Source organism: Patescibacteria group bacterium, assembly GCA_041665345.1.
GTDB lineage: Bacteria > Patescibacteriota > Patescibacteriia > PEXW01 > PEXW01 > JBAYJA01.
In genome coordinates this window covers 98,347-114,166 of record JBAYJA010000001.1, presented here as the reverse complement: position 1 = coordinate 114,166, position 15,820 = coordinate 98,347, and the positions used below count along the sequence as shown (strand labels likewise).

The following is a 15,820-nucleotide window of genomic DNA, read 5'->3' as shown; positions in this document are numbered from 1 at the left end:
GAAGGTGCGCTTGGGGAATTTTTTTATCAAAGTCTTACAGCTCTACGGCTTTAAGGCTTTACGGCTCTCTTCTAGTAATCTCCCATCCCGCCGCCCATGCCGCCCATCCCACCCATTCCTGGCATACCTCCTGGCGCGCCTTCGCCCTTCTTCTCTGGGAGGTCGGTTACCACAGCCTCGGTGGTGAGGAGCATTGCAGCAATCGAGGCCGCGTTCTGCAAGGCCGAGCGCGTCACTTTGGTTGGGTCCACAATCCCGGCGGCGACCAAGTCTTCGTACTTGTCATCAGCTGCGTTGTAGCCGTGGCTGCCTTTCAGCTTTTTCACTTCTTCGGCAATCACGGAGCCGTCTTTGCCAGCGTTGGTCGCAATCTGGCGCACGGGTTCAGACAGAGCGCGCAGGAGAATGTCCACGCCGACTTTTTCATCACCGGTCACCTGCAAATTTTCCAGCACGTGAGCGGCGCGAATGAGGGCCACACCACCGCCAGGGACAATCCCCTCCTCCACAGCTGCGCGGGTAGCGTGCAAGGCATCTTCAATGCGGTGCTTCTTCTCTTTCATTTCCGTTTCCGTAGCTGCACCAACTTTAATGACCGCCACACCGCCGGCGAGCTTGCCCAGCCGCTCCTGCAACTTCTCCTTGTCAAAGTCGCTGGTGGTCGTCTTCAATTCTGCACGGATTTGGCTAATGCGCTCTTCAATCATCTTCTTATCACCTTTGCCTTCCACCACTGTGGTGTTTTCCTTGGAGGCAATGACTTTGCGTGCGCTGCCCAGGACATCCAAGCCAGCATTTTCCAGCTTCAAACCAATGTCTTCGCTGACCACGCGGCCACCGGTGAGCACAGCCAGGTCTTGCAGCATTTCCTTGCGGCGGTCACCAAAGCCAGGGGCTTTGACGGCCAGCACGTGGAACGTTCCGCGAATCTTGTTGACGACGAACGTGGCGAGCGCTTCGCCTTCCACATCGTCCGCAATGATGACCAACTCTTTCTTACCAGTTTGGGCAATTTTCTCCAGGAGTGGCAGCACGTCGCTGAGTGCGGAAATTTTCTTATCCGTAATGAGGATGTGCGGGTCTTCGTATACGGCTTCCATGCGCTCGGCATTGTTGATCATGTAGGGTGACACGTAGCCGCGGTCAAACTGCATACCTTCCACCACGTCCTTACTGAGGCCAAAGGTCTGGGATTCTTCCACTGTTACTACGCCGTCCTTCCCAACTTTTTCCATTACCTCAGCAATGAGCTTCCCCACTTCTGGATCAGCTGCGGAAATGGAGGCAACCTGCGCCACCTCTTCCGTGCTCTTCACCGGCTTGGAAATCTTGTGGAGCTCGTCTACCACAGCCTTCACGCCTTTCTCAATCCCGTGGCGCATGACCATGGGGTTGGTACCGGCGGCCACCACGCGCAAACCATCGGTGATCATCCGCTGGGCGAGGAGCGTCGCAGTCGTTGTGCCGTCACCTGCCACGTCATTCGTCTTGGACGCAACTTCCTGCACCAGCTGCGCACCCACGTTCTCAAACTTATCTTCTAATTCAATTTCCTTGGCAATAGTCACCCCGTCATTGGTGATCGTTGGGCTGCCATAGCCCTTGTCCAAAACCACGTTGCGACCTTTGGGTCCCAGGGTGATTTTCACCGCGTTTGCTAATTTGTCCACGCCCTTCTTCAGCTGGGCGCGTGCTTGTTCATCGAAGAGAATTTGCTTTGCCATATGCGTACGGGTAAATAATTACTTGAGGAGAATTGCCAGGACGTCTTCGTCCTTGAGGATTTTGTACTCTGTGTCTTCCACATCTACTTCATCGCCAGAGTACTTGCCAAAAAGCACAATGTCGCCAACCTTGAGGTTGAGCTTGGCAATCTTTTCACCGGAGCCAATGGCGATAATTTCACCTTGCTCCTTCTTCTCCTTATCCACGGTGTCTGGGAGCACGATACCGGACTTGGTCACTTCTTCCTGCGTGGCGGGCTTCACCACAATTCTGTCGCCCAGGGGTTTGAGCTGCATAAGTATTACGAATTACGAATGAAATGCTACGAAAGTACGAAATACGAACGGTTTCAACTACTCTTGCAACTAGCTGGTAAATGGGTTCGTAATTCGTATTTTCGTACGAAATTTCGTATTTCGTAACCAGTTTTAGCACTTCGACCATGAGAGTGCTAAACCGCTGTACTCCTGATTGTAGCAGGGAAAAACGGGGTGTCAAGAGCCAGCCCCAGCTTGCCTATGTGTGAAAAACCCATGATACTTGGTGCATGGATCTCCTCACCGCTTTCGGCATTGTCGCCGTGCTGACCATGCTCTTCACCTACGCCATGGAACGCAGACATCCCAACTGGGTGTTGGGTTTTGCTGCCGCGTGCCTGGCCAGTGGCATCTACGGCCTCCTGACGCAGGCTTGGCTCCTGGGGTCAGTGGAAATTTTCTGGTCAGGAATTGCCTTGCATCGGTGGTGGAAAATTTACCAAATTCATAAACGAGTGCAGGAGATGAAAAAACTCCCTGAGTAATCAAGCATGCATTGCTGTGCCTCCCCGCTACTCCTCGCCCCTCCCTCTGTCATTCTGAGTCTTCGAAGAATCTCCGAAGTTGATACATCGTCTGGGGATCATTCCACCTACGCTGCTGCTTCGGCGGACAGGTCATATAATTCAGGATGACAGAAAAAAAGAGCACAGACCGTCAACTTGATTCCGTATTACAGCAAGATTGCCTGCCTCGTCGGCAGACAGGCCACGTCACTCAAGGATTCGTTTCTCGCAATAATAGCTAGTTGCAGGCTTCCAGGATCTCTATAGCTCTACCACTCTATAGCTTTATTGCTCTCTTTCTCCCCTCCCCACCAACCCCGCCACCAGCCACCAGAGCCCTACCCCCGCTGATAATGTCCAGAGATAGTGGTCGAATAAACCAACGATGAGCAGGCAGACAAATGCGCTGAGACTCATAAGCGCAAAAGCTGACCGACCCCGAACCAGTGTCTCCACCCCGGCTCGGCCAATGAGGACAATGAGCGCGAAGAAGACCAGGCCGCCAATGGTGCCGAGCTCAACTAAACTGAGCAGGTACATATTGTGCACTGGCTGGTAGGCGGTCACTGCCCGAGTACGGTTGATTTGGTCGTACGTAGCGGCCACGGCATTGCCATACCCAACGCCACGCAACGGATGTTTTGCGAGAAGGGTTCGTGCGTCAGTGATAAGTTGTTCCCGAACATCCACGGACTGTGCTTCCAGCCGACCTTCGCCTGTAGCGCGGGTGAGGAAAGGCTGTGGGAGGACAGTAATGAGAACTACGGCAATGCAGCCCATGACCACGGACCACTTGAACCACAGCCACTGTCCCCAGGGCCACCGAAGCTGGTGCAGAATGCCAAGGGTGAGTACCCAGGCGACGGCAAAGCCAATCCAAGCTGAGCGTGAGAACGTCAGCAGTAACCCTAGTACGAGGATGGTGGAGGCCAGTAAAAGGATGAGAATATGCAGCGCCTGCTTCCAGTACCAACGTTTCCCTTCCAGGTAGCGGTGAATATTCTCTCGCTTCCACAATTGAAACCCTTCCCGAACGTGCTGGTACCGCTGCAGGTACAAACCAAAAGCCATGAGCAAGCCGACGGCCAGGTAACCCCCAAGAATATTTGGGTGGGGCAAGCTGCCGTACGCCCGCAGCCACCGCTCGCCCCCGGCTTCCACCACGGATGTGCCTAACATCCCTGGGTCATGTGCGGCCAGCCCGAGCCAACTTAGTGCCGGGGTGATTTGCGAGAAAAACTGCACTAGGCCAAAACCAGCCTGGAGCGTGGCGCCAGCCACAAAGGCGATGACTAGGTGCTGACGTGACACCCAGGCTTGCTGCACCATCCAGTACAGCAGCACGCCAATGAGCAGCAGGCGCCAACTCGTGACCACCAGTTCGGTCCGATTCGCCATGACCGCAGAACCAACCACCACCAGAGCAAAGGCCAGAATCCCGGCAAGCACGCGCCGGTCACCCCAACGTGGGGAGAGAGTGATGTACGCGCCGACGAGAAAGAGCGCAACAAGCAGGAGATCGGTGGCGTACACACTGACGCTGAGGAATTCAGACGTACCACTGCCCAACTGCCCAGCCACTGCAATCCAGCGGGTTTGCCATGGCAAGAGGAAAACGTACAGGCAAACTCCCCAACCAACAATGGCGGCCAGGCGTTTCATAGTGGCGCACCAACCGAGGCAGCGCGCTCGCGGTATGCTTGCGCATACTGCGCCCGTCGGTCGTTGTCATGAAACTTGAGGATGTGGTTATTCATCACCACCCGCGTGTCCTGATTTGCCAGTGCTTTGAGGTGTGCAGGGAGAATGCGACGTTGGATTTTTGCAACCAGACGTTCCACCCAGTGCCAACCTACGACGGGCGCCAGCACGCGGGCCACCCAACTGGTGGACACAGCCCGCTGCGGCGCGAGCGCGCGTGGCTGAGCGTGCGGGAGCTTTTCCGCGCACCAGGGGTTTGCCTGCCAGAGCCGGGGGAAGTATCCGGCTGGGTCATGCAGCGGCACCAAGGTTGCCAGCCACATAGTAAAGTATGGATCGTCCGGCAACAGGTATGGCTGCAACGATAGTTGGTCCGTGCTCAAAAAGAAAGATAGGCACACGGTATCTTCTCGATGCTCTGGCTGGGGCCGAATGTTTCGGAGCCGCGCGTAGGCCGTGGTGAAAAAGCGCACCAGCCACACATGGCCGGGTTTACAGAGAATGAAAAGATCCAAGTCGCTCTCCGGCCGAGCGTTGGCCAAACCCATGGAGTTGCACAATGCAACAGCTTGGATGAATGGAAATCGCACCAGCGTGCGGACAATCCGCCTGGCACGTTTGGCTTTGAGTAACGCCAACCGGTACCGCGCTTGGCGCGTGGCAATAATTTCCTCATGACCCTGAAGAAAGAAAAAACCGTGCTGGTGACCAATTTTGGATTGAAGTATTGGACTGTTTCGGAAAGCTTGTTGCAACTGAGAAAAATCCAAACCTTTCCCTAACTCACCAATCCCCCACTTCCACAGCTCCCAACTGGTCAGCGGGTAGGAAAAAATGTCGAAGTAGGCAAGGGTTCGGAGGATGGCGGTTTCCACAGGGGTCATGCTGGTATCCTACCTTGAAGCAGGGGCAGGGGTGAAGGGTATGGAGGCTCGTTAGGGTAGATGGTTTGGAAAATGGTCTTTGGACCAACCTACGCCTATACCCTATAACCCCACTCGCCGCCACACCCAAACCGCCTCCCCCTCTCCCTTGTTCCCTCTCCCTCAAAGGGCGAGGGAAACGTTGCACAATCTTGCACACCGTATTCCCATTCCCTCCCCATTCGTACATTCGTAGTTTCGTATCTTTATTTCGTAATTCGTAACCATATTCGTATTTCGTAACTGCATCCTTGACATTCCCCCAACTCCTGGTATACTCCCCGAACTCAAACAAGTTTCCCAAAAATCCACACCAACCTGGTTCTTACTTCAACGGAGGCACAACATGCCCCTCAATCTCACCGTCAAGCCTGGTGAGCAAACAACTATTGACCATAAGGGGGCAAAATGTGTCATCGTTGTGAACTCGTGCAGCAAAAGTTCAGTAAATTTGTCGTTTAATGGCTCAAAAAAATTCAAGATCTATCGCCAAGACATTCAAGAGGCGATTGACCGAAAATTAGCAGAGCGAAATAAGCACTTTCCTTACAATGCTGCTATCGCAGTGAAGCGAGCTCTTAAAGCGCTATTGCCCTAAGTCCCCGGCCTCTCACCAGGTCGGGGCTTTCTTTTTCACAACATACTTACTTCTCCAGTACCGCCTTCAAGGCCTGCGCTGTCGCACTGGCTTTCACTTTCGCGACTTGTCGGGGCGTGCCTGCGGCGACGAGCTTGCCGCCTTTGTCGCCACCGCCTGGACCCAGATCAATAACCCAGTCGGCGCTCTTAATGACGTCCAGGTTGTGCTCAATGACTAATACGGTATTTCCTTTTTCAACAAGCTGATTCAATACAGCGAGTAGACGAGCAACATCGTCCACGTGCAGACCAGTGGTTGGCTCATCCAGAATGTACAGCGTCCGCCCGGTGGCGCGCCGAGAAAGTTCGGTGGCCAATTTCACGCGCTGCGCTTCCCCGCCGGAGAGGGTAGTGGCGGATTGACCCAGGTGCACATAGCCCAGACCCACTTCCATCAGCGTCTGCAATTTTCCTTTTATGGCGGGAATGTGCCGGAAAAATTGCAAGGCTTCTTCCACGGTCATGCTCAGCACGTCGGCAATGTTCTTGCCCTTGTAGAGAATTTCCAGCACCTGGCTGGTGTAGCGCTTGCCATGACACTCTTCGCACTCCACGTACACGTCTGGCAGGAAGTGCATTTCAATGCGCACCAGGCCGTCACCTTGGCAGGCTTCGCAGCGGCCACCCGGAACGTTGAAGGAGAAGCGACCTGGACCAAACCCGCGGACTTTCGCTTCTGGAATTTGGGTGAACAGATCGCGAATGGGAGTGAACACGCCCGTGTAGGTGGCTGGATTCGAACGCGGCGTGCGGCCAATGGGTGACTGGTCAATGGTAATGACCTTGTCTAAATGATCAATGCCGGTGATGGTGTCGTGCGCCCCTGGCATGTCTTTGGCATTGTAGAAGTGCTGGCCCAGCGCGCGGGAGAGAATGTCGGTGATGAGCGTTGACTTCCCAGAACCAGACACACCCGTGACGCAGACGAAAGTGCCAAGTGGGATGTGCACCGTAAGGTTTTGCAAGTTGAATTCCTTGGCGCCTTTGATGGTGATGAACTTCCCATTCCCTTTCCGGGACACCTTGGGAATAGGAATGAATTTCTTGCCCGAGAGGTACTGCCCGGTTAAGGAATGCTTGTTCTTCTTAATCTCGGCAGGTGTCCCAGCAGCGACCACGGTACCTCCGTGCTCCCCTGCGCCGGGCCCAATGTCCACCACGTAGTCTGCGGCTTCAATGGTTTCTTCATCATGCTCCACCACCAAAACCGTGTTCCCCAAATCTCGCAACGTCTGCAAAGTGGAAATGAGCTTCGCATTGTCCTTCTGGTGCAAACCAATGGATGGCTCATCCAGAATGTACAGCACCCCCACCAGGGACGACCCAATTTGCGTGGCTAAGCGAATGCGCTGTGCTTCCCCACCGGAGAGGGTGGAGGCAGCACGATCCAGGGTGAGGTAGTCCAAACCCACGTTGCTCAGGAAACCCAAGCGCGCGCGAATCTCTTTGAGAATTTGCTTGGCAATAATCATGTCCCGGTCGCTGAGCACTTTGGGCTTGGCTAAGCTCGCGAAGAAGGCGCTGGCTTTTTCTACAGTCAGTGAGGTGATTTCAGAAATATTTTTGTCCTGAATGAGCACGCCCAGCACTTCTTGCTTCAAGCGGCGGCCTTTGCAGGTGGGGCAGGGCCACACGCGCATGTAGCGTTCGATTTCCGAACGGATGTAGTCTGAATCGGTTTCCCGGTACCGGCGCATGAGGTTTGGAATAACTCCTTCATACGTGGTCATGAAGGCTTTCACCTTGCCTTGGCCGGTGGGGTTGTTCACGTCAAACTCTTTGTCGCCTGCGCCATGCAGTACCACGTCCAGCACTTTCTTGGGCAGATCTTTCACCGGAATGCGGCCAGAGGTACCCAGGTTAGCCAGCACCGCGTCCAAAATCCTGGTGTACCAGGTTTGGTTGGAAGCAGTACGGGACCACGGGCGAATGGCGCCTTCGGCAATGGAGAGTTTTGGATTTGGGATGACGAGCTGCGGATCAATTTCCAACTTCGTGCCCAAACCCGTACACTCCGCACACGCACCGTGTGGATTGTTGAAAGAAAAATTGCGGGGCTCCACCGGCGGCAGGTTGGTGCCGTCGTGCGGGCAGACGAAGTGCTGGCTGAACAGGCTGTCTTTTGCTTTTCTCGTTGGATCAGTGCCAGGGGCTCCTTTCGCCACCACAATCAAGCCTTTGCCCAAGCGTCCAGCAGTTTCCAACGATTCAGTTAACCGCTGCTTGTCCATATCGGGCTCAATGGTCAGCCGGTCAATGACAATTTCAATGCTGTGCTTCTTGTGCTTGTTGAGTTCAACCTGCTCAGCCTCATCCAGGGAGACCACCACGTTATCCAAACGCACGCGGACAAACCCTGCTTTGCGCACATCCGCAAACACGTGCTTGTGCTCCCCTTTCATGTCCCGCACCATGGGCGCCAAGACGAGAATGGGCGTCCCTTTAGGGCTGCTCAGTACCTGATTCCGAATTTGCTCCGTAGTTTGCCGCTGCACTTTCCGGCCACAGGTAGGACAGTGCGGCACACCCACGCGGGCGTAGAGCAGGCGTAGGTAGTCGTACACTTCCGTCACCGTGCCCACGGTGGAACGTGGATTGTGGGACGTGGATTTTTGGTCAATGGAAATTGCGGGTGACAAACCGTCAATTTGGTCTACATCTGGCTTGTCCATGAGCCCCAAGAACTGCCGCGCGTACGCGGACAGGGATTCCACGTACCGGCGCTGGCCTTCGGCGTAAATCGTGTCAAACGCCAGTGAGGATTTACCGGAACCGGATAGACCGGTAAAAACCACAAAGGCGTTCCGTGGGATATCCAGGGAAACATTCTTTAGATTATGCACCCGAGCACCGCGGATCTTGATGACATCGGCCATAGAATGGGGTGGTTGGTTGAGCGACGCTGCACAGGTGCAGCAGAGTGGGAGCAGTATACACGGCGTGTCAAGGGAGGTCAAGGGCTATGGAGCGGTGGGGGTTTAGGTGTGGCAGCGAGTGGGGTTAAAGGGTGGAGCGATTTGGAAAACCTCCAACCTTATACCATACCCATACTCGCCGCCACACCACCACCCAAACCCTTTTCGCAGCTTGCTATACTCCCCTCATGTCCCCTGCTCTGAAACGCCAACTGCAAGTCCTACCGGCCAAGCCCGGCGTCTATACCTTTTCTGACGAGAAGGGCGAAATTTTATACGTGGGCAAAGCCACCAGCCTGAAATCACGGGTTGGCTCATACTTCAGCAAGAAGTCCAGCTTGTCGCAGGCAAAACGGATTATGGTGAGCAAGATTGCGAAGCTAGACACGATTGTGACCAGCAGCGAATTAGAAGCCCTGATGCTGGAAACCACGCGCATCAAGCAGCTCCACCCGCCGTACAACATTGTGATGCGGGATGATAAAAACTTTTTGCACATTAAAATTGCTTTAGCGGAACAATTTCCTTCAGTCACCACCGTACGCCGGTTGAGCAAAGACGGCAGTCGGTACTACGGGCCATACATGTCTGCGGGTGCGGTGTATGAAACCCTGAAGCTCCTCAAAAAAGTATTCCCGTACAAAAATTGTACCAACTCGCCGGAGAAACCTTGCTTTGAATTCCACCTCCACCGCTGCTTGGGGCATGGGACAAATGAAGCCAGCAAGGCTCGGTACCGAGAAGTTATTCAACAGCTCATGCGCTTTTTGGGTGGCCAGACGAAGGAGATTGAAAAGCAACTTCAAAGCCAGATGACGAAAGCTAGTGCGGCAAAGCAATTTGAACGCGCGGCTTTGGCACGGGACCGACTCCGCGCCATCCACAAGATTATGGAACGGCAGCACGCCATTCTGCTGAGCCGAGAAAATGTGGATGTGATTGGCTACGCCGCCGAAGGCGGGCTGGCCGCCACCAATCGCTTGATCATTCGCAATGGGAAAATGATCGATAAGCAGGTGGTCTTGCTCCAGCATGTCCTGGATGAAACACCGGAAAATGTCTTGGCCAGTTTCCTGGAACAATTCTACACCCAGGTGACAGACCCGCCGGCACGCTTGGCACTCCCCTTTCCACTGAAACTGTCCAAGGCGTTCCACAATGTCACCAGCGCCGAACCTTTCATCCCCCAGCGCGGCAGGGTAAAGAAACTCTTGGCCGTGAGCAACCTCAATGCCCAAGAATTTTTACGCCAACAGAAAGCCAGCTTTGAACGAGATGATACTCGGCTGCTGAAAGGCTTGCGCGAGTTGACAAAGGCTCTGGACTTACCAGAAATCCCGCACCGCATTGAGGCCTACGACATTGCCAATGTCCAAGGTGAGCACGCCGTGGGCGGCATGGTGGTCTTCGTGGATGGCCGGCCAGAGAAGAAAGCCTACCGCCGCTTCACCATCAAGACGGTGCAAGGGTCGAATGATCCAGCCATGTTAGCTGAAGTCTTACAACGAAGGTTTGGACATGCTGAAGCCATAAGCTCTACAGCCGTAAGCCATAAGCAAGATACATTCAACGTACGGCCTACAGCTGCCTGGCCTACGGCTGATTTACTCATTCTCGATGGCGGCGCAGGTCAGCTGAGCGTGGCGCGAAAAGTGATTCCAAAAGACGTTACCGTGCCAATCGTTGCACTAGCCAAAGGCGGCCACGCCCGCGAACCCCAGCAAGGCGAACGAGAAAAGATTTTCCGGCCAGATGCGCCAACCATCCGTTTGCAAAATCCGTCCGACGGCTTGTTCCTCATTGAACGCATCCGCGACGAAGCCCATCGCTTCACCATTGCCGGGTACCGCGGGAAGCACCGGAAGGCAAGCATCCAATCAGCCTTGGATACGATTCCTGGTATTGGCCCAGTGATGAAGAAAAAACTTTTGCAAACCTTTGGTTCGGTGGCCGGGGTACGCCGCGCGACGGATGAGGAGTTGCGACAAGCCGTGGGACCCGCACTGTTCAAAGTCATCAGGGAGAAACTATAATTTTCCCAGCGCGGGCGTCCCTGCCCGCGCGCAGGCACAGCGGCCTGCGCTTAGGGAATAATGCATATGCCTACCCTTGAAGAACGAAAACTTGACCTGAAGGTAAAACGCCGCGAGAAAAAGAAAAAACCCGCCATGGCTGTGCATGGTAAACGAGTCTTTCAGATTGTGCGACTACACGCTAAGCGGAGAAAGCGCCTACTCCGTAAAAATAAATGAATTTATCACCAGCTGCTCAATTTGTGAAGGAGATTGCGTATCACCGGTCTGGATTTCATATATCCTCCCGCTTTTTTGTATAAAAATTAGGTACGAAGCACCATCACCAGAGCCTACGCCTTGATAGCCTACAACCCCATCCAGGGTGATCGATTTGCGTTTGATAAAACCATATGAGTCAGCCTCTTGATCAATCCAATCCTCAAAGCCTAGCTTCTTTACTGAATTGTTTGGTAAGTCTGATGCCGATGTGTATACCTTGACCCCAATGTCCATAACTCTAATCATTTTTTTCGCGTCTAACTTTTCTTGTCGTTCCTTAGTGAGAATATACAAATCCCCAGAGCTAATTGATGCTATATCCAAAATCCAGTCAGCTGGGTATTTTATTGAGTACCCGTAGGACATATTCGTATACGTCTTCCACCCCACCGTTGGATCAATTGTGACCGTTTCCTCCCAGCCTTTTTCACCAACCGTGGCGGACCCAGCGGGGATCATGTACTGCCCAATACTAAAGAAGAAAAACTTTGTTGGATCATCCTTGTCCTCCGCAAAGTAACTTAGACCATTACTCGCAGTATATACCTTTGGACACTTCTCAGCGCCGACCCATGGATTTTCCGCGTTAACCGCTGCGGGCGGGTACGCAATGCGTGCAGTGTTCCAACCTGACCCCATCTTGGAAGCAGAGTATGTATCAGGCGTGATAACGAAGCAATCTGCGGACGAGTAGCCTTTCAAAAACTGTTGCTCAATTGCGGACTTCAGTGGGGTCGACGCTGTTTTTGTAAACCACTGAACAAACTGACCGGCTTCGGGTTTCATGTCCTCAGTGTAGACATAGAGCATACTTGAAGTTTCTTTCACTAAAATCTTGTAGTCAGCGTATGTTGGCGCGTAGGTGAAAGAGATACCCCGTGTAGCTGACGTATACGTTTTACTTGTTCCGTTAGCGGCATTCGTGTTGTTATTCACGGCCGCATTCGTGTTCGTCGCATTGACGTTGCTATTCACTGCAACATTCACATTCTCATTCACCGTGTTCGTATTGGTAAGGACGGCAGTATTGGTATTCACTACTTCCTCAGCTTTATCCTTGGTGTACCAGTACGACGCACCGGCAACAACCAGTGCGGCAACAACTGCAACCAGGACCACCGCGATGGGGAGAAAACCTTTGGGGTGGTTATGCATATACTTACTTTGTGAAAGTAAAGGTTGAAATAATTTGTCTTACCAAGGAATTAAATTCAGCAGATTCTTCAGCTTTTATTGCTGAATGAAAGCTAATGTATATTCGAGGATTTTCTGCATTTTCTTGCCTGACACTTACTGAATAGTATTCACTTAACCCAAATTCCCCTGTTTTTGCACCAGTAGGTTTTCCTTCAACAATGATAAATTTGTCGTTTTGCTTTTTTACCGTCATTGCATAGTGCACATTTCCAACCCCCCAACCCATTGGATCGACATACAATACGAATATAGGCCGTGGACTTGCCCCGATCTTCAGTACGTTTTCCGGCAGCCCCATTGTATCAATTGCCTGGATAGAATTTTGCAATACTTTCCACTCTTTCGGGTACTTGAAGGAAAAACCCCAGGGTTTATTTGTAAACTCGTTCCAATTTTTAGTCGCATCAAGGATAGTGAAGGTGGAGAGGATTAGATCAGCCTCAGTTCCAACATGGGAAATGACAAACGTTCTACCATTCCCAGTTTTAACCGTACTATACGGTATACCAGAATTAGCACTTTTATTATAAATTAAAATATTATCTCCATTAGAACTACCAGCGACCCCAACACGAAGAATAATCCCATTCGTTTCGTTCACTTCCAAGACACGCATTGTTGTTGGGTATTTCAGCGAAAAACCGTGCGTCGTACTCGTGTACGTCTTCCACCCCGCGGTTGGATCTGCAACAATATTTGTATTTCCATTCACCGCGACATTCGTGTTCGTCGCAGCGTTGGTATTACTGTTCACTCCAACATTTCCGGCGGAGCCGGACCCGGCTTCGCCGGGCACATTCTCATTCACCACTGCATTCGTATTCACAATCACCTCCACAAAATTCTGGCCATTCGCATTACACTGGCGGGGGTAACTTTCCATCACTGGATTCCCGGCTGCCGCGCACTCCGTAAAATTGGAAATGGTTGGCGCTACTGCTTCTTCCCTGCCCGCAAACCACCAGGAGGCAAAAGCAATGCCGGCTGCTACAAGAATGAGCAGACCCAGGGTGGGGAGGGCGATGAACCCAGTGGGTTTATACATACCTTTTTGGCTTAGTTTCGATTCTCTCTCTAGGGTACGATGATAGGCTCGCCTTGACAAGTACAGGTAAAATTCGTACACTCAAATCCACGTATGAATTGGGAAAAGATCTTGAGTATTGTGGTGCTGGTCACCGCGGTTCTCCTCACTGTGACAATCATCCTCCAAAGCAAGGGCAGTGGCCTGGGCGCGGCTTTTGGTGGTGAGGGAAATGTGTACCAAACGAAGCGCGGTGCAGAGCGTGTCCTTTTCATTGCAACCATTGTTCTGGCTACGCTCTTCGCAGGGGCGGCAATTGCTACGCTCATCCTCAGAACGCAGTCGGTCTAACGTAGATTTGTGCGCAATCCCCTCTCTTCGCTGTCGCGCGTCAGAAAAAATCTTACGGATCATTTCCGGAACCGGGCAACCCCTGCGCCGGCAGTTTCGGTTGACGCGGATCATGCCCTGGTACAGCACTTGAACCATTCTCGTTTGCCAACCTGGAGCCAATTCACCTATTTATTCCGCTACCTCAAGCCCAAAGAAGCGTGGGTGCTTCGGATTGCTATTCTCTTCCTCTTCGGTTCGGCTGCTATTTTAGTTGGGCGCTACATCAACCGACACTGGATACCCGAGCCCACCATTGGCGGCACCTACACCGAGGCAGTCATGGGTACACCACGCTATTTGAATCCAGTACTAGCAAGCAGCGACACCGATTTGGCGCTTACACCGTTGCTCTTCAGCGGTGTGCTTCGGCAGAACCCGAATGGTGAGTACGTGAATGATCTCGCCGAAAAAGTAACTGAAGCGCCTGATGGAAAGACGGTTACCATTCTGCTCCGCCAAAATCTCCACTGGCATGATGGCACAGCGCTCACCACGGATGACGTGCGCTTCACCATTGAGACCATCCAAAACCCCAACGTGGCCAGCCCAAGGTACACCCTCTTCCGAGGCATGCAGGTTGCGACAGCTGATGATCGGACGGTCACCCTCACCTTGGAAACCGCATCGCCACGACTGCACGAACTCTTGACTGTGGGCATTCTCCCGGCACACATTTGGGGGGACATCCCACCGGCCTCTATGAGCACCACGGATTATAACCTGAAACCTATCGGCAATGGGCCTTTCAAGTTTAAAGAATTCCGGAAAAAAGAATTGAGCGGTGATATTCGGGGTTTAACACTGGAACGCTTTCCCGATGCTGCAACCCCAGCGTTGCTGCATACTTTGAAAATTCGCTTCGTGGCTGATAGCGAAGGTGCGGTGGACGTCCTTTCTAACGGTGAGGCGGACGGGGTTCGCCTAGTGAATACTGATGCGCTTGCCCGAGCCCAAAAAATCCGTGGGGTACATTTCACCCCTCTCCCCCTTCCGCAAGTTGTTGCTGTTTTCTTCAACCTCAAGAAAGCGCTTTTCACCGAGCAAGCCGTTCGTACCGCGCTCCGGGATGTGGTTGACCCAAAAACCGTACTGCAAACTGCCCGGGGGGATAATGCGCAAGTCATTGTTGGGCCAGTACTGTTTGGCATGCCGGGTGCTGACCCCAACCCAGCTGTCCGCACTGCTGATGTGGCGGGGGCAGCGAAGCGGCTTGACGATGCAGGATGGAAATTGGAGGGTGAGGTACGGAAGAAAAAAGACGTTGAGCTCCGTTTTGCGCTAACCGTGCCAGACGTTGAGGAATATAAAGCCGCGGCTGATGGCATTGTCAATGCGTGGAAAAATATTGGCGCCGTTGCCACGGTGGATGTAGTTGACCCCAATACCCTTGGGAAAGAGATTGTGAAAGAACGAAATTTTTCTGCACTCCTCTATGCTGACCGGTACGACGGCAGTTTGGATCTCTACCCATTCTGGCATTCCACACAAAGTTTTGATCCAGGGCTGAACCTAACCAGTTTCTACAGCAAAGACTTAGATGAGGCACTCACCAACGCACGGAAAGCAAATGTCACCGCTGCGGACCGAGCGAAAGCGTATAGCACGGTGCAGTCCATTGTGAGCCGAGAAGCGCCGGCAATTTTCCTCTACCAGCCCCTGGCGAACCTGGTAACCAAGAAGCGTATCTCCACCTTGGAAACGCCAACGATTCTTGCGGGTGGCCAGCGTTTCACCAACGCTACCGAGTGGTACGTGGAAACGCATCGAGTGTGGAAGTGGAGCCCCTAGCAGGGGTTTTGGATTGAAGGTATTGGTTGGGATGGAGGTATTGATAGAAGTTGTGAGCAATATGATAGGAAGCAATGCACGTCTTCGAGCATGCCTCGCCCCTCCATCAATACCGCTACCGAAAACGAAACCTTCTATCGTGTAGCAAATACTTGCTACTAGGTAAGTCCCCAGCCTCACGGTACAATACCAGCATGAAGGCTTGACAAAGTACCTTTTCCCTGGTAGTATCAGTGCTTTCCCCTGCGTTCTGCGGGGCACGTCATTCGTTAGCCGCCGTTTATAAGAAATGGCGAACCATACGCCGGAGTGGTGAAATTGGTATACACGCACGGTTCAGAGCCGTGTGGGAGCAATCCCATGGAGGTTCAAGTCCTCTCTCCGGCACCAGCCTTCGC

The 15,820-nt window shown here is 52.9% G+C and carries 12 protein-coding genes and 1 tRNA gene; 6 read left to right on the top strand and 7 right to left on the bottom strand.

Annotated features, from left to right (window positions below; all coding sequences use genetic code 11):
* Positions 1-71 precede the first annotated feature (71 nt).
* On the bottom strand, positions 72-1,724 hold the full coding sequence (gene groL, locus WCV85_00550) for a chaperonin GroEL (protein MFA6473345.1): 1,653 nt from the start codon (positions 1,722-1,724) through the stop codon (positions 72-74).
* An 18-nt stretch (positions 1,725-1,742) separates the two neighbouring features.
* Positions 1,743-2,021, bottom strand: a complete 279-nt coding sequence (locus tag WCV85_00545) for a co-chaperone GroES (GenBank protein MFA6473344.1) — start codon at positions 2,019-2,021, stop codon at positions 1,743-1,745.
* 251 nt (positions 2,022-2,272) lie between these two features.
* On the opposite strand from WCV85_00545, the gene WCV85_00540 reads away from it, so the two are divergent.
* A complete protein-coding gene (locus tag WCV85_00540) occupies positions 2,273-2,527 on the top strand; it encodes a hypothetical protein (protein ID MFA6473343.1) in 255 nt (84 codons plus the stop codon).
* 306 nt (positions 2,528-2,833) lie between these two features.
* On the opposite strand, the gene WCV85_00535 is transcribed toward WCV85_00540, so the two are convergent.
* On the bottom strand, positions 2,834-4,210 hold the full coding sequence (locus tag WCV85_00535) for an O-antigen ligase family protein (GenBank protein MFA6473342.1): 1,377 nt from the start codon (positions 4,208-4,210) through the stop codon (positions 2,834-2,836).
* Entirely contained in the window at positions 4,207-5,133 is a 927-nt protein-coding gene (locus WCV85_00530) for a hypothetical protein (GenBank protein ID MFA6473341.1), read from the bottom strand. Before WCV85_00530 ends, WCV85_00535 begins: the two co-directional genes overlap by 4 nt.
* Before the next feature lie 385 nt (positions 5,134-5,518).
* Here WCV85_00530 and WCV85_00525 point away from each other — a divergent pair, with 385 nt between their 5' ends.
* A complete protein-coding gene (locus WCV85_00525) occupies positions 5,519-5,770 on the top strand; it encodes a hypothetical protein (protein ID MFA6473340.1) in 252 nt (83 codons plus the stop codon).
* Positions 5,771-5,816: 46 nt separating this feature from the next.
* On the opposite strand, the gene uvrA is transcribed toward WCV85_00525, so the two are convergent.
* Positions 5,817-8,687: an excinuclease ABC subunit UvrA gene (gene uvrA / locus WCV85_00520; protein ID MFA6473339.1), complete on the bottom strand. Its 2,871-nt coding sequence runs from the start codon at positions 8,685-8,687 to the stop codon at positions 5,817-5,819.
* Between the two features lie 227 nt (positions 8,688-8,914).
* On the opposite strand from uvrA, the gene uvrC reads away from it, so the two are divergent.
* Entirely contained in the window at positions 8,915-10,759 is a 1,845-nt protein-coding gene (gene uvrC / locus WCV85_00515; protein ID MFA6473338.1) for an excinuclease ABC subunit UvrC, read from the top strand.
* A 198-nt stretch (positions 10,760-10,957) separates the two neighbouring features.
* Here the strand turns inward: uvrC and WCV85_00510 are convergent, their stop codons facing one another.
* Together WCV85_00510 and WCV85_00505 are read right to left on the bottom strand one after the other, a co-directional pair.
* Positions 10,958-12,175 (bottom strand): PsbP-related protein, encoded by a 1,218-nt coding sequence (locus WCV85_00510; protein MFA6473337.1) that lies wholly within the window; start codon positions 12,173-12,175, stop codon positions 10,958-10,960.
* A 4-nt stretch (positions 12,176-12,179) separates the two neighbouring features.
* Positions 12,180-13,262: a hypothetical protein gene (locus tag WCV85_00505; protein ID MFA6473336.1), complete on the bottom strand. Its 1,083-nt coding sequence runs from the start codon at positions 13,260-13,262 to the stop codon at positions 12,180-12,182.
* Between the two features lie 93 nt (positions 13,263-13,355).
* Between WCV85_00505 and secG the strand changes: the two genes are divergently transcribed.
* The 3 genes from secG (at position 13,356) to WCV85_00490 (ending at position 15,812) form a co-directional block, all read left to right on the top strand.
* Positions 13,356-13,592, top strand: coding sequence for a preprotein translocase subunit SecG (gene secG, locus WCV85_00500; GenBank protein MFA6473335.1), 237 nt, complete (start codon positions 13,356-13,358; stop codon positions 13,590-13,592).
* 9 nt (positions 13,593-13,601) lie between these two features.
* On the top strand, positions 13,602-15,422 hold the full coding sequence (locus WCV85_00495; protein ID MFA6473334.1) for a peptide ABC transporter substrate-binding protein: 1,821 nt from the start codon (positions 13,602-13,604) through the stop codon (positions 15,420-15,422).
* Between the two features lie 303 nt (positions 15,423-15,725).
* Positions 15,726-15,812: transfer RNA gene (locus WCV85_00490), tRNA-Leu, on the top strand.
* Positions 15,813-15,820: the final 8 nt, after the last annotated feature.

Coding starts and splice junctions, on each gene's coding strand:
- groL (MFA6473345.1), bottom strand. CDS start 1,724: ATGGCAAAGCAAATTCTCTTCGATGAACAAGCACGCGCCCAGCTGAAG.
- WCV85_00545 (MFA6473344.1), bottom strand. CDS start 2,021: ATGCAGCTCAAACCCCTGGGCGACAGAATTGTGGTGAAGCCCGCCACG.
- WCV85_00540 (MFA6473343.1), top strand. CDS start 2,273: ATGGATCTCCTCACCGCTTTCGGCATTGTCGCCGTGCTGACCATGCTC.
- WCV85_00535 (MFA6473342.1), bottom strand. CDS start 4,210: ATGAAACGCCTGGCCGCCATTGTTGGTTGGGGAGTTTGCCTGTACGTT.
- WCV85_00530 (MFA6473341.1), bottom strand. CDS start 5,133: ATGACCCCTGTGGAAACCGCCATCCTCCGAACCCTTGCCTACTTCGAC.
- WCV85_00525 (MFA6473340.1), top strand. CDS start 5,519: ATGCCCCTCAATCTCACCGTCAAGCCTGGTGAGCAAACAACTATTGAC.
- uvrA (MFA6473339.1), bottom strand. CDS start 8,687: ATGGCCGATGTCATCAAGATCCGCGGTGCTCGGGTGCATAATCTAAAG.
- uvrC (MFA6473338.1), top strand. CDS start 8,915: ATGTCCCCTGCTCTGAAACGCCAACTGCAAGTCCTACCGGCCAAGCCC.
- WCV85_00510 (MFA6473337.1), bottom strand. CDS start 12,175: ATGCATAACCACCCCAAAGGTTTTCTCCCCATCGCGGTGGTCCTGGTT.
- WCV85_00505 (MFA6473336.1), bottom strand. CDS start 13,262: ATGTATAAACCCACTGGGTTCATCGCCCTCCCCACCCTGGGTCTGCTC.
- secG (MFA6473335.1), top strand. CDS start 13,356: ATGAATTGGGAAAAGATCTTGAGTATTGTGGTGCTGGTCACCGCGGTT.